Annotated in this window: 13 protein-coding genes, 2 tRNA genes and 2 pseudogenes; 5 read left to right on the plus strand and 12 right to left on the minus strand. The window is 32.6% G+C overall.

The features are described 5' to 3' along the window. Positions 1-37 precede the first annotated feature (37 nt). The 10 genes and pseudogenes from Bra60_RS03145 to Bra60_RS03185 all read right to left on the minus strand — a co-directional run bounded on the left by Bra60_RS03145 (position 38) and on the right by Bra60_RS03185 (position 4,868). Positions 38-370 carry a type II toxin-antitoxin system PemK/MazF family toxin gene (locus Bra60_RS03145; RefSeq protein WP_078688582.1) on the minus strand — a complete coding sequence of 111 codons (333 nt, stop codon included), beginning with the start codon at positions 368-370 and terminating at the stop codon, positions 38-40. Then, complete coding sequence (locus Bra60_RS03150; protein ID WP_035005764.1) at positions 370-627, minus strand: AbrB/MazE/SpoVT family DNA-binding domain-containing protein; 258 nt, start codon at positions 625-627, stop codon at positions 370-372. Before Bra60_RS03150 ends, Bra60_RS03145 begins: the two co-directional genes overlap by 1 nt. Positions 628-729: 102 nt before the next feature. Further along, positions 730-1,125 (minus strand): hypothetical protein, encoded by a 396-nt coding sequence (locus Bra60_RS03155; protein ID WP_442856041.1) that lies wholly within the window; start codon positions 1,123-1,125, stop codon positions 730-732. Further along, a pseudogene (locus Bra60_RS07350) lies at positions 1,099-1,379 on the minus strand (HigA family addiction module antitoxin); the annotation flags it as partial. The pseudogene Bra60_RS07350 and the gene Bra60_RS03155, both read right to left, overlap by 27 nt. A gap of 15 nt (positions 1,380-1,394) precedes the next feature. Next, complete coding sequence (locus Bra60_RS03160; protein ID WP_078688583.1) at positions 1,395-1,676, minus strand: type II toxin-antitoxin system RelE/ParE family toxin; 282 nt, start codon at positions 1,674-1,676, stop codon at positions 1,395-1,397. A gap of 203 nt (positions 1,677-1,879) precedes the next feature. Next, positions 1,880-1,956, minus strand: a tRNA-Arg gene (locus tag Bra60_RS03165). A gap of 34 nt (positions 1,957-1,990) precedes the next feature. Next, positions 1,991-2,296: an ETC complex I subunit gene (locus Bra60_RS03170; protein ID WP_035005762.1), complete on the minus strand. Its 306-nt coding sequence runs from the start codon at positions 2,294-2,296 to the stop codon at positions 1,991-1,993. Positions 2,297-2,389: 93 nt separating this feature from the next. Beyond that, positions 2,390-2,466 (minus strand) — tRNA-Pro (locus tag Bra60_RS03175). Between the two features lie 558 nt (positions 2,467-3,024). Then, positions 3,025-3,714, minus strand: a complete 690-nt coding sequence (hdaA, locus tag Bra60_RS03180) for a DnaA regulatory inactivator HdaA (protein WP_078698065.1) — start codon at positions 3,712-3,714, stop codon at positions 3,025-3,027. Beyond that, positions 3,711-4,868, minus strand: coding sequence for an AI-2E family transporter (locus Bra60_RS03185; RefSeq protein WP_194284806.1), 1,158 nt, complete (start codon positions 4,866-4,868; stop codon positions 3,711-3,713). Before Bra60_RS03185 ends, hdaA begins: the two co-directional genes overlap by 4 nt. 217 nt (positions 4,869-5,085) lie before the next feature. On the opposite strand from Bra60_RS03185, the gene purM reads away from it, so the two are divergent. Both purM and purN read left to right on the plus strand, forming a co-directional pair. Then, on the plus strand, positions 5,086-6,171 hold the full coding sequence (gene purM, locus Bra60_RS03190) for a phosphoribosylformylglycinamidine cyclo-ligase (protein ID WP_078698066.1): 1,086 nt from the start codon (positions 5,086-5,088) through the stop codon (positions 6,169-6,171). Further along, complete coding sequence (purN, locus tag Bra60_RS03195; RefSeq protein ID WP_078688587.1) at positions 6,168-6,779, plus strand: phosphoribosylglycinamide formyltransferase; 612 nt, start codon at positions 6,168-6,170, stop codon at positions 6,777-6,779. Before purM ends, purN begins: the two co-directional genes overlap by 4 nt. Before the next feature lie 237 nt (positions 6,780-7,016). Here purN and Bra60_RS03200 read toward each other — a convergent pair. Beyond that, positions 7,017-9,568: pseudogene (locus Bra60_RS03200) on the minus strand (ATP-binding protein). A 166-nt stretch (positions 9,569-9,734) separates the two neighbouring features. On the opposite strand from Bra60_RS03200, the gene Bra60_RS03205 reads away from it, so the two are divergent. Next, positions 9,735-10,061 carry a flagellar biosynthetic protein FliO gene (locus Bra60_RS03205; RefSeq protein ID WP_078688589.1) on the plus strand — a complete coding sequence of 109 codons (327 nt, stop codon included), beginning with the start codon at positions 9,735-9,737 and terminating at the stop codon, positions 10,059-10,061. Between the two features lie 783 nt (positions 10,062-10,844). Here the strand turns inward: Bra60_RS03205 and Bra60_RS03210 are convergent. Beyond that, positions 10,845-11,384: a flavin reductase gene (locus tag Bra60_RS03210; RefSeq protein ID WP_078688590.1), complete on the minus strand. Its 540-nt coding sequence runs from the start codon at positions 11,382-11,384 to the stop codon at positions 10,845-10,847. A gap of 157 nt (positions 11,385-11,541) precedes the next feature. On the opposite strand from Bra60_RS03210, the gene rpe reads away from it, so the two are divergent. Both rpe and purB read left to right on the plus strand, forming a co-directional pair. After that, complete coding sequence (gene rpe / locus Bra60_RS03215; protein ID WP_035005751.1) at positions 11,542-12,216, plus strand: ribulose-phosphate 3-epimerase; 675 nt, start codon at positions 11,542-11,544, stop codon at positions 12,214-12,216. Positions 12,217-12,225: 9 nt separating this feature from the next. Then, positions 12,226-13,527: an adenylosuccinate lyase gene (gene purB, locus Bra60_RS03220; RefSeq protein WP_078688591.1), complete on the plus strand. Its 1,302-nt coding sequence runs from the start codon at positions 12,226-12,228 to the stop codon at positions 13,525-13,527. Positions 13,528-13,529 lie beyond the last annotated feature (2 nt).

Consider the following 13,529-nt stretch of genomic DNA (forward strand, 5'->3'; position numbering starts at 1 on the left):
GTGTTTTACGGCACAACAAGATAAAGATTTAAACCAACTACGTCAGAAATGTCGCTAGCTTAGCAAGGACTTCATTCATAATCATAGGTGGAACTGTTTCCAGTTTCTTCCCTTGACGCGCTCCAATATCAAGAGCACGTGGTTGATCACAACGTATTACGCCCGTTGTATGCAATCCCGCTCCCATTAATGATACAGCAAAACCTGCTGTTCTAGCAAAATTTCCTCCGCTTGTAATAGGCAAGACAATGGGTGTTTTCGTTACACGATTAAATGCCTCCAGTGATACAATTAGTACAGGACGCGTTCCTTTTTGCTCATAGCCTGAAGATGGGTCAAGAGATACAAACCAAATTTCTCCCCGCTTCATCACAACAGCTCTTTACCAACAGGTTGAGCACCAAACCACTCCATATCTTCATCTGCAAAATCATCTGAGGAATTACATTGGGCTAATAATTCATCAAGAGTATAACTAGGGAATGTCTGTGGTTTCACAATCAATTGTCCATTATCAACAGCCAAACCAACTTGCGTATTTTCTGTAAGATGAAGAACATCAAGTAATGCTGGCGGTATGGAAAGCATCACTGATCCTCCAACTTTACGTAATTTTGTTGTATGCATAAAACACTCTCTCTCAAATATTATATAAATATATAACATTCTGAAAACTATTTCAAGAACTCAAGAGCTTTTAATGCTTTTATAAAAATACCAGTAAAACATTTAACATTTAGTTTTTCTGACAAAATATTTCTGGAGAGCATTCAGAGCAAATCGCAATGAAGACACAAGATACGGTAATGTTTGATCTTCTGCGACAAGATATTGTAATGCGGAATGCAGGTTATATTGTTTATAGCGGCATTGTACTTCTCTTACTATCTTTTGCATACTTGAAAATTGTTCTGTTGTCAACTGAACCCATTTATCTCTTTCCTTCTCATCAGAAGAGGAAGGCATTTCATCATAAATAGCACAAAGAAAACCTTTTGCACAAAGGTAATTGTTTCTTATCTGTAGATATTTTTGTGCTGCATCATATTGCTCTTGAGTGAGCTCACCTTTCAAACAAAGCCACCCTATGTAAGTACTCGAAAGCGGATTTTTTTCCTGTTCTATGGTCAAACCAAAACGCTTAGTTTGCCATAAATTATAATTTTTTTGCATATCCAACCAAAATTTAGCTTTACTAAAACAGCTAATTCTAATTTAATTGCAAGCTCTGTACGCATAGAAGCGTGACCATTAATCACTCTTGAGAGAGAAGCTCTTGTCATATGGAGATGGTCAGCTAATTTTTGTATTGATAGCCCCATTTCTTCCAAGAAAGCCACTTTTAGAACTTCACCCGGATGTGCAGGATTATGCATCACTTTTTGTTCCTTTCATCAATGATAGTCCTGATAATCAACAAGCTCCACATCTGTTCCTATAAAGCGAAAAGTAACACGCCAATTTCCATTCACCCATAGAGAATAATATCCTGTAAGTTCACCTTTAAGAGAAAGCATTTTAAAGGCAGGTGCTTTCAAGATTTCGGACGTAGTAGCACTTGTTAAAGCCGTTAAGATAACGCATAACTTTTTTACGTGATCTGCTCTAATAGCTTTTGTAGACCCTGTTGTATAAAATAATTTTAAGCCCTTATGTTTGAAACTCACAATTGCTATTGCAGCCCCTTATTGTATAGCATCACTATACGATTAATAAAAATAAGGGTTAAGTTTTATACAACCAAATTTAGTTTCATATTTGGATAAAATGATTGAGAATAAGCTATAAAAAGGTTCGGAATAGAACAGAAAAAACATAATAAAATCAATAACTATAAAATTCCCTTACCTTTATATAACTTATTGATTTTATTGATATTTGGCGATCCCGACAGGATTCGAACCTGTGACCTGCGGCTTAGAAGGCCGTTGCTCTATCCAACTGAGCTACGGGACCAAACAAGAAACATCTTAATTAAGTAACATCCTCGTTAATGTGTCCAAGGCTGTTGTCGACTACTATGAAAATTATCAGAATAAGAAATAGCGCGTCGTAAAGCTTTATGCAAATTTTCTACACGATAAGGAATAGCATTTTTTATAGCAAAATTTATTGCTTCTTCTTTTGTTTGAAACCGAATTTTTATCTGACTATTTATATCAGAGGTCGCTGTATAACCCATAAGAGGTTCAATCATTTTTGCCTGTACTGGCTCATATTGAAGAATCCAAAAACCAGTATTTGCTTTGCCTGATTGCATTGGTGTTTTTGCAGGACTATAAATACGTGCAACCATAGATCTTCTTTTTCCCTTAGATAAAGCAATAGCTAAATAATAACTTTACTGCATACCATCCAATTTGTAATATTATCCTTAATCGAATAAGAATGGTCGGAGCGATAGGATTCGAACCTACGACCCCCTGATCCCAAATCAGGTGCGCTACCAGACTGCGCTACGCTCCGTCATTTATATTTAATTTACTTTCCCTAAAATTTTCATAGCAGAAGTGCAAGAGCAAAACACACTTTTTTTAATTTTTCTATTCCTTAACATATAATAATTCTTTTAAACACTTTTTTATTAAATAATAAACTATAGAAATCAAAAAACACTCTATAAAAATAAAACCCATAGCAGACAGAATAAAAATATTCTTAACATAGATTTTCAACAAACTGAATAATAATTCATTATAGCAATAACCGACTGTTATAATGATTGCAAAAGATAATATACATAAAAAAATTGAAAAACTGCTTATTTTAGATGAGTTATTTTTTATTTTAATGACTTATTTAAATAAGTATGTTGTTTATAGAATAAAATAAAAATAGCCTACTAATATTAAGCCTCTAAATTTTTATTATTTGCTAAAAAATTAGGAAATATGACCACACTAAAAACTACAAATGAAATTATTGCTTGAAAAACAAACATTATAGCTAAAAAAATGAAGGGGCATTTTTCTTTCCCATAGAGAATATTAAGCTAAAAAAGCATTAGAATATATCAAAAATTATTTACTGAATTTGCATATTAATAACTTCGCTAATAATAGAGCGTGTTACTTTACTTTTTCTTTGTAAAGCTAATCGATCAACAGAATCAATAACACGCTTTAATGAGAATAAAGAACGCTCACAATGGTTTATAAGATAGTGAATAACACTCGGATGAACTGTAATTTGCCGATCAGAAAATAGCTTAAAAGCAATAGCCGTTAATAATGCATCATCAGGTTGCTTTAATACAACGAGCATCACTGAGTTAAGGCGACTTTTCAAATCATCCAATTGCAAATTCCATGTAGATGGTAATGTACGTGCAGTCATCAATAAAGTAGCTTGATTTATTCCGAGATTTGCTTGTTTAATGCTATTAATCAAATGAAAAAGACCAGTTTCACTGATTTCACCTGAATCAACATCCTCAATTAAAAATGATCTACCTGAAGAAGCCATGGCGATAACCTGATCAATTTCATTATGACAAACATTTAAGGCATTAGCTTTTTGAGCCCATACACTAGAAAAATGCGTCTTACCAGATCCTTTATCCCCGATTAAGACCGCAATAGGAGGCACCCAATTTGGCCAATGATTAATCAATTGAAAAGCCATGCGATTGCTATCTGTCATTACCAAATCATCAAATTGAAAAACTGATTTATGAGAAAAATCCAATGGTAACTGCGTTTCATACTTATTCATTCTATTGACTCCAAATTCTCATTTTGAGCATACATCTGAGAATTCAGATAAATATGAAGAACAAAACGAACAAGAACGCCAATAATAGCAGCTGCAGGAACAGCAACAAGCATACCTGTAAAGCCAAATAATGAACCAAAAGCAAAAAGTGCAAACATCAACCAAACTGGATGAAGGCCAACTGATGAACCAACAAGCTTCGGTTGCAAAATATAACCTTCAATAAATTGCCCAATAAAAAAAACTATCATTATAATAATAACCCAGCCCCAATTATCTGGATAAAATTGAACCCATGCAACACCAATAGATAATATAAAACCAATCATTGTACCAATGTAAGGAATAAAACTTATGAGACCAACAAACATACCAATTAAAAGAGCAAAATTCAGTCCTGTAATAGTTAAGCCAATAGCATAATATCCTGCTAGAATTAAACAAACAGTTCCTTGTCCCCGTACAAAGCCTGCAACAGCTCTATCCATTTCATGAAAAAGACTGCGGACAGTTGTAAGATGACTGCGTGGTATCCAAGAATCAACGACCTCAACCATATGTGGCCAATCTAATAAAATATAAAATGTTACTACTGGCGTTACTACAAATAGACTAATAATATTAACAATAGATTTTCCTGACTTCAAAAGCGAGTTCAATAGAGATGTAATAAAGTCGGAGCTTTGTCCTAAAAGCACTTTAATATTAGTATGTAACTCATTCGGATCACTATCAAAATAATGCCTTACCCAACTAAAATTATGCTCAACAAAAAAAGTTTGAATACGATTGACATAAATCGGTAAACCATTGCTTATAAATTGTTGTATTTGTCCACTAATAATAGGAATCAAAATTATTAAAGAAACTACAAAAATAATAATAATAAACAAAGTAATTAGTATAGTGCCAAAAACACGATGAATTCCAATTTTTTCAAATAGTTGTACAATTGGATTAAGAAAATAAGCTAATACAATCCCTGCTATAAAAGGAAATAAAATTGATCCAAAAATAAACATAAAAATAATGAAAAAAATCAATGTACCTAGCCAGAAAAAAATTTGCTTTTTCATACTATTTGGTAATGGTACTTGGGCATAAGCAGGTATATAAGCCGTATAATAGTCATGAGACTTGTTTTTTTTATTCATTTTCTTATTCATTGGCAGTGAAGAGTTCTTTTAACTAATTGATATCCATTTAATAAATATCATTGAAATTCTCTTAAAAGATTATGGAATTTCTTTTGCTTGAGTCAAGTAAACAATAATTGTATTTTAAATAATAAATCCAATAACTCTTGCAGAGATAACTTTATCATGGCATTGTATAAATATCAAAATCTGATTTCCTATAAGGAAAACTCGAATGAGCAATCAACAACTAGTCAATAAAAAAACTAATAAGAGTCTTACCTATGCAGATAGTGGCGTTGATATTAACATAGCCAATACAATGGTAGAAAAAATTAAGCCTTATGTGCACTCAACAAAACGAATAGGCGCAGATACAAAGATTGGTGGCTTTGGTGGTCTATTTGATTTAAAAGCAGCAGGTTTTATAGATCCCATTCTCGTAGCGTCTAATGATGGTGTAGGCACAAAACTAAAAATTGCTATTGAAACAGGTATTCATAATACTGTTGGCATTGATCTCGTGGCCATGTGCGTTAATGATTTAATTGTACAAGGTGCAGAGCCTCTATTTTTCCTAGATTATTTTGCGACTGGAAAACTGGATGCAAAACAAGGAATAGAAATTGTTTCTGGTATCGCAGCAGGATGTCAACAAGCAGGAGCTGCTCTTATCGGAGGAGAAACTGCAGAAATGCCTGGTATGTATGCAAAAGGAGATTATGACCTAGCAGGTTTTGCCGTAGGAGCGACTGAGCGAAATTCATTGTTACCTTCAAAAGACCTTGCAGAAGGAGATATCATCTTAGGTCTTAGCTCATCTGGAGTACATTCAAATGGCTTCTCTCTCATAAGACAAATTATTAAACAAAATAATCTAAAATGGAATTCCCCTGCCCCTTTTAATCCTAAAATAACTCTTGGTGAAGCACTTCTAACACCAACTCGTATTTATGTAAAATCTCTTCTGCCAGTTATACGGAATAACAAAGGAATTAAAGCTCTCGCACATATTACAGGAGGTGGGTTTCCTGAAAATATTCCGCGTGTTCTACCATCTTCTCTTTGCGCTGAAATTAACCTCTCTGCAATTCCTATTACACCAGTATTCTTATGGATTGCCCAACAAGGTAAAATAGAAGAAACAGAAATGCTTCGGACTTTTAATTGTGGTATTGGCATGATTGTTATTGTAGCACAAAATTCAGCTACAACTGTTACGAAAGCACTTGAAGCTCAAGGGGAAACCGTTACTCCACTTGGTATTTTAACAAAATATCAAAATAAAAAAGTTACTTATAAAGGTAAACTTAATTTATGAAAAAACAAATAATTGTTTTTATTTCCGGTAATGGATCTAATATGGTTTCGCTTATTAAGGCTAGCCAACAAACAGAATATCCTGCTAAAATCGTTGCAGTTATTTGTGATAATCCTCAAGCTGCTGGCATTAAAAAGGCACATGATAATAATATACCTATTCACGTCGTTGATCGCAAAAATTATTCAACGAAAAAAACACATGAAGAAGCCATCCTCACTATTTTATCTCAATATCAACCAGACCTGATCTGTTTTGCTGGTTATATGCAGCTTGTCTCATCATATTTTATCAAACTTTATAAAGAGCGAATACTTAACATCCATCCCTCTCTTCTTCCTTTATTTAAAGGCTTAAATACCCATGAAAAAGCTTTAGCAGCAGGAGCGAAAATTACTGGTTGTACTGTTCATCTAGTTACAGAAGAAATGGATGCAGGAAAAATTCTGGCTCAAGCCGCAGTTCCAATACACCCTAATGATACTATAGAAAGTTTAGCAGAGAGAGTTTTGAAAGCTGAACATAAACTCTATCCAGAAGCCTTAAAAGCATTTATTCAAGGAAATAATAAAACAACAGATTACCAACAACAGCTTTTTTCTTTTTAAACTAAAATTTTCTATCAAGAATCTTAAGATAAAAATATAAAACTGCTAAAAGAATATCTGAAATAGGAACACATGCAGCATGTACTCAATTTCAATATTTTTTGTTTTATTTGATTTAAATGTATAGCTTGAAATAAAAAAATTAATAATATAGTTACTGAAATATCTTTGTTATTTAAGCTCTAACACATTAGAAATGTTGAAGTCTTATGGCTTTAAAAGCTAAAAATGTATATTCTATTGTGCCAATGTTTCTTTAACTGCTAGCGCTAACTGTTTAAGTGTGAATGGTTTAGATAAAAACCCAAAAACAGTATCTTCTGGAAGATTTTTAGTAAAAGCATCTTTTGTATATCCAGAAACAAAAATGATTTTTATATCAGGATAATTTTTACGTGCTTCTATGAGTAAAGTAGGTCCATCCATCTCTGGCATAACTACATCAGAAACAATAATATCAACAGCACCTTTATTTTTTTCAAGTATAGCAAGCGCTTCCACTCCGCTTGCAGCTTCTAAAACTGTATATCCTCTCATTTGAAGAGCTCTTACACTACTCATTCTGACAGAATATTCATCTTCAACTAATAAAACAGTGGCAGAACCTGTCAAATCTGCATTTTTTTCCTGTTCTTCTACTTTTTCAATCTGTTGAGAAATCTCTCTACCCATATCAGAAATATAACGTGGTAGAAAAATATGAAATGTTGTGCCTTCTCCTTCTTGGCTATCACAGTAAATATATCCCCCTGTCTGTTTGATAATACCGTAAACCATTGATAAACCAAGCCCTGTGCCTTTACCAACTTCTTTTGTCGTAAAAAATGGTTCAAACATTTTTTCTTGTATAACAGCAGGTATACCAGTTCCTGTATCTGAAATAGTCAACTGCACATATTCATCAACAACAAAACCAGCATAATCAAATTCTGCACTTTGCTGTTTTGTAATATTATTTGTCGTAATTGTTACTATTCCTCCATCAAGCATGGCATCGCGTGCATTGATAACTAAATTCATAATAACGCGTTGAAAAGATGCTTGATCAACTTTGACATCCCATAGATCTTTTCCATGAATGATTTTTAATTGAATATTATTCCCTAAAAGAGGTAAAATAAGATTACGTATATCTGATAAAAGCTCTGTAAAATCAACTTTTTGAGGTCGAAGCGTTTGCTTTCTGGAAAAAGCTAATAATTGTTGTACAAGTGCAGCTGCACGGTTAGCATTGTTTTTGATGTTGATAAGATCAGCGTATGCAGGATCAGAACTGCGATGTGTATTTAAAAGAAAATCACATGACATTAAAATTGCTGTTAAAACATTATTAAAATCATGAGCAATACCACCAGCTAACTGTCCGACAGCTTGCATTTTTTGGCTTTGTATCATTTTATCTTCAAATATTTTTTGTTCTGTTATTTCTGTTCCAGATACAATGACCAAATCTTGTAATGCATTATCATATTCTAATGTTACAGGCATAGTATAAAGATGCAAATAGCGTTTTTGATCACCTTCTAATACCGTTTCTATTGGAATTGAATTGTTTCTATTTGCTGTAATCTGCTGAAATACACGCTCTAACTGGACATGATCACAGGGAGATATAATATCATAAAGGCTAACGACTTTACTAGATTTCCCCGTAAGTAACAGAAAAGCATTATTGACGTATATAAATTGTCCTTTTTGAGTAACAACTGCTATTGCAAAAGGGCTTACATTAAAATATTTGGTTAATATACTTGGCAATTTTGATTGGTTATTACTTTCATTCTCTTCTATCTGCTGTGGTATCATAATAATCCGATAAATAGCCTCATCCTCTACAAGAGAAGAAGCATACATAAAACAATTCAATATTCTTTTATTACCAGTTTCAGAAATAGAATATAAAGAGAATGTATAGGGTATCGTGCCATTTAAATTTTGGTATTTATTATTGTTTCGACGAATATCACTCCATGTGCTATTATTTCTAACAGAATGAAATAATTGATCAAAACTATATTGACCAACAGTAAAATTCGTTAAATCGATTAAAAACCATTTAGCAAAAACAGTATTCAAATAGATAACTATTCCTTGTGCATTCACAGATAAAAATCCAATAGGAGATTCATCTAAATGACCAATAACTTCCTGTGAATTTAAGAAAAAGGTTTCATTATACTGATGATATTGCTGCAAATGAGAAACATCTGTAATACGCCAAAATAAAAGCTTTTTTCCCCTATGAACCGTAGGATGAATAGAAATATTATACCAAATAACATCTTTCTGTTGTGAATTAATAAAAATCGATCGATCTGTTCTCAAGACCTCTTGGGCTGCAGAACCAGCTAATATTGCTACTTTTAAGCGGTATAAGAGTGCACCAGTATTTGGAAGATCAGAAATAACGACATAACAAGAAACTTCAGGCTTATAAGTAAAAATTTTTTGATAACTTTGATTGGAGTAATAAACAAAACCAGATAAATCAGAGACTATAATTACATCATCTATCTCATTAAAAATGTTAAAATCTAAATCTTTATGTAATTGCATAACACTACATTTGAAAATGTTCACTCCTAATAAAAAAAGTGCTATAATACCTATTATTGCTAAAACAAAAAGAAATATCAAAGCAGTCTTATAGACATAGCTTTGCGGATAAAAAAACCTATTAATCCAATAATGAATAAAAAAATTATTGTAAAAATAGTAACTCCAATTGTAAATTCCCAGCGTACGAAAGTAGACAATAATTTATTAATACTTTCAAAATTTTTATCCATTTTTTCCTCAATTATGACTATTTTTATGTCACAAATTGCCTTTACGGTCTCTATAAATTATTGATATAAAAATACTACGTTCCACACTGTAATTTTTAAAGTCTAAATTTTTGTAATATTATAAATAAAAATAACAGATCTATTATTAATATTTAGGAGGGATAATATGAAAGGTTGGTTATCAGATTATATAAACGTGCCGATAACACAAGTGATGATCAACTTTTTGTATCTCATAATAATAATTGTAGCAATCACTATAGTTATTAAGCTTTTAACTAACTTAAATAAAATACAATTTAGAACTACCAGCAAGTCTCAGCCACGATTAGCTATATGCGGTACAGTTGCTATTGATCGTATACATCGTCTTGTTTTAATACGCCGAGACAATACAGAACATTTGGTTCTCATCGGTGGACCAACGGCTACTATTATAGAATCAAATATTACAAGTGTAGAATCAGATGTTGTTAAAAAATATACAGCATAAAATATCTCATACAAATCACCACAAGATAGCTAGTTAATATGGATACAGCAGACATCAATATTTATTCTATGCCTATAAATTTTAGAAAGAAAATCCTCTTCCATAAATTTTGATACTTCTTTATAGTTAGTATTGTCTTCCTCTTTATCGTTATATTAAAATTTAAATGGTAATTTTAATCGATTTATTCTCTCCCAAACAGCTGTTTTTTAAATCCTCACGATAGATTTATTTTCGTTTTTCGTAGCATTCTTGTGTTGCTAACACCACACTTCAATTCGTCTAACTTCAAAAATGCTTTATACTTTAGGATCTTTATTTCTTCCACAAAATCTATAAATACCATCATCAATACGTTGCAAAACTATATCTATTTTTGCAATAGATTTTCACCAATCAAAAAAATGTAATTCAATTATATCACTTAAATTATATTCAAAATATATGTTTAAGCTTTATATATAGAAGTCTTACGGAATGAATGATAATAAATATTGTGCTAGCAAAAGCGATTTTTTCATAAATGAGCAGTAAAAAGCATATTTTTACATCAAATTAAATTTTTTGAAAAAATGTATATATAAAGGAAAACACGTAAAGCTTTAGAAAAAGTGCAAAAAAGTGTTAATCAACCTAATTTAACTGATTGATCATCTTGCAGGACAAAATATGCCTATATTTTAAATATCAGTATGATTTAGCAAAGATTTTTTGCCCTAGAATAAGCTAATCAGAAAATTAAATACACTAGTAAGTAAATTACTAATATTTGAAAAAACACACTTACAAAGGCAAAGATAAGGTCTGATAGTCACGATTAAAATACATTAAAGCATCTTTTTCTTGATTCCGGTTTATTGCAACAACTTCACCAATTAAAATATAGTGTGTTGGATGTTCATGACAACAAATCAAATTACAGTCAAACGAAGCCAAAGCATTTAATAAACTAGGAGCACCGGTCTGCAAGATACCCCATTCAGCTGCAGCAAAACGTTCATTTTGTGTGAAACGATGGCGTCCAGAAAAAACATCGGCTAATAAACGATGTTTTCCTGTTAGACTATTGACACAAAAATTTCCGTTTTCCATAAACAGCTTATTTTCAGTCTTATAACGCATTAAACAGACAAGAAGTGTTGGAGGATTGTCTGATAAGGAACAACAAGATGAAATTGTCACCCCACGCTTACCCTTAATACCATCTGTTGTTACAATATGCACAGCTCCTGCAAAATGACTCATTGTATCCCGATATTCTTGAGATGAAACAGGAACTATTGATTGAGATTTCGATGTTAAATGTATTCTATGCTTAGACATGATTTTTTACTTATATAGCTGTTAAAATTTCAGAATATATTTCAATATTTTCTTTTATTATACACTATCACTCTCTTAATATCATATACGAACAATAAAAATGTATATTTTATCATATAAAATTACATGCTAAAAAAGATCAACTAAGGAGATCTTAATGTCCCGTTCCCATCTTATCGCCCCTTCACTCTTAGCTTCTGATTTTTCTAAACTCGGTCAAGAACTATCAGATGTTCTTGATGCTGGCGCAGATTGGATTCACCTTGATATCATGGATGGTCATTTTGTTCCTAATATCACCTTTGGGCCAGACGTTGTTAAAGCTTTACGTCCACAAACAAAAGCAGTCTTTGACGTTCACCTTATGATAAAACCTGTAGATCCTTATCTTGAATCTTTTGCAAAAGCGGGTTCAGATATTATAACCATTCATGCAGAATCAAGTACTCATCTTCATCGTTCATTACAAATGATCAAAGCAATGGGTAAAAAAGCGGGCATTGCAATAAATCCAAGCACATCAGAACATGTACTTGAATATTTGCTAGATCAATTAGATCTCATCCTTATTATGACAGTTAACCCTGGATTTGGTGGGCAAAATTTTATTCCAGACATGGAAGATAAAATAAAACGAGTAAAAAATATGATTGCTAATCGTCCTATCGACCTTGAAGTTGATGGTGGTATTACCATTGATACAATTGGAAAAACTGCAAAAGCAGGTGCAAATGTATTTGTAGCAGGCTCTGCAATTTATAAAAATGGTAACAAAGAGCTTTACAAAACACGTATTAATGCACTGCGCCAAGCTGCAATCCTCTCACAATAAGGAAAAATCATGATCACACGTTATTCTCGTCCTGAAATGGTGGCAATCTGGTCACCAGAAACAAAATATCGTATTTGGTTTGAAATTGAAGCACATGCTTGTGATGCAATGGCCCAGCTTGGTATTATTCCTAAAGAAGCGGCTAAAACTATCTGGGAAAAAGGTGCAATTGCCAAATTTGATGTGAATCGTATTAATGAAATTGAAGCAATTACTAAGCATGATGTTATAGCATTCTTAACTCATTTGGCTGAGTTTATTGGACCAGAGGCTCGTTTTATTCATCAGGGCATGACGTCATCAGATATATTAGATACAACACTCAATGTCCAATTGATGCGTGCTACTGATATTCTTCTACAAGATATAGAGCATCTTCTTACTGCATTGAAAAAACGTGCTTTTGAACATAAAGATACAATTACTATTGGACGTAGTCATGGTATTCATGCTGAACCTACAACATTTGGAGTCAAATTTGCTTTCGCATACGCTGAATTTTCTCGTTGTCATAAACGTTTGCTCGCCGCGCGAGAAGAAATTTCTACCTGTGCTATCTCTGGAGCAGTTGGAACTTTCGCTAATATTGATCCACGTGTTGAAAAATATGTAGCAAAAGCATTAGGTATGCATAGTGAGACTATTTCTACTCAGGTTATACCACGTGATCGTCACGCCATGTTTTTTGCAACACTTGGTATTATCGCTTCATCTATTGAAAGATTAGCCATAGAAATACGCCATTTGCAACGAACAGAAGTTCTTGAAGTAGAAGAATATTTTTCCTCTGGTCAGAAAGGATCATCGGCAATGCCTCACAAACGTAATCCAGTTTTAACAGAAAATTTAACTGGATTAGCTCGTATGGTGCGCGCATTTGTAGTTCCTGCGATGGAAAATGTAGCACTTTGGCACGAACGTGATATTTCTCATTCATCTGTTGAGCGTTATATTGGCCCTGATGCTACTATTACACTCGATTTTGCTCTTGCCCGATTAACATCTGTAATTGAAAACTTAATTATTTATCCAGAAAATATGAAAAAAAATCTCAATAAATTTTGTGGCCTTATTTATTCACAGCGTGTACTTTTAGCACTTACACAAGCTGGTACTAGTCGTGAAAATGCGTACCAAATTGTACAACGTAATGCAATGAAAGTCTGGGAACAAGGGAAAGATTTTTTAGAAGAATTACTAAAAGATCAAGATATCTCAAAGATTTTAAGTGAAGCAGAACTTTGTGAAAAATTTGATCTTTCTTATCACACTAAACATGTTGATACAATTTTTAAACAAGTTTTTGGATAAAA

It is taken from the genome of Bartonella sp. Raccoon60, from assembly GCF_002022585.1.
GTDB classification, from domain to species: domain Bacteria; phylum Pseudomonadota; class Alphaproteobacteria; order Rhizobiales; family Rhizobiaceae; genus Bartonella; species Bartonella rochalimae.

Coding starts and splice junctions, on each gene's coding strand:
- Bra60_RS03145 (WP_078688582.1), bottom strand. CDS start 370: ATGAAGCGGGGAGAAATTTGGTTTGTATCTCTTGACCCATCTTCAGGC.
- hdaA (WP_078698065.1), bottom strand. CDS start 3,714: ATGAATAAGTATGAAACGCAGTTACCATTGGATTTTTCTCATAAATCA.
- purM (WP_078698066.1), top strand. CDS start 5,086: ATGAGCAATCAACAACTAGTCAATAAAAAAACTAATAAGAGTCTTACC.
- purB (WP_078688591.1), top strand. CDS start 12,226: ATGATCACACGTTATTCTCGTCCTGAAATGGTGGCAATCTGGTCACCA.
- Bra60_RS03205 (WP_078688589.1), top strand. CDS start 9,735: ATGAAAGGTTGGTTATCAGATTATATAAACGTGCCGATAACACAAGTG.
- Bra60_RS03210 (WP_078688590.1), bottom strand. CDS start 11,384: ATGTCTAAGCATAGAATACATTTAACATCGAAATCTCAATCAATAGTT.
- purN (WP_078688587.1), top strand. CDS start 6,168: ATGAAAAAACAAATAATTGTTTTTATTTCCGGTAATGGATCTAATATG.
- rpe (WP_035005751.1), top strand. CDS start 11,542: ATGTCCCGTTCCCATCTTATCGCCCCTTCACTCTTAGCTTCTGATTTT.
- Bra60_RS03150 (WP_035005764.1), bottom strand. CDS start 627: ATGCATACAACAAAATTACGTAAAGTTGGAGGATCAGTGATGCTTTCC.
- Bra60_RS03170 (WP_035005762.1), bottom strand. CDS start 2,296: ATGGTTGCACGTATTTATAGTCCTGCAAAAACACCAATGCAATCAGGC.
- Bra60_RS03185 (WP_194284806.1), bottom strand. CDS start 4,868: ATGAATAAAAAAAACAAGTCTCATGACTATTATACGGCTTATATACCT.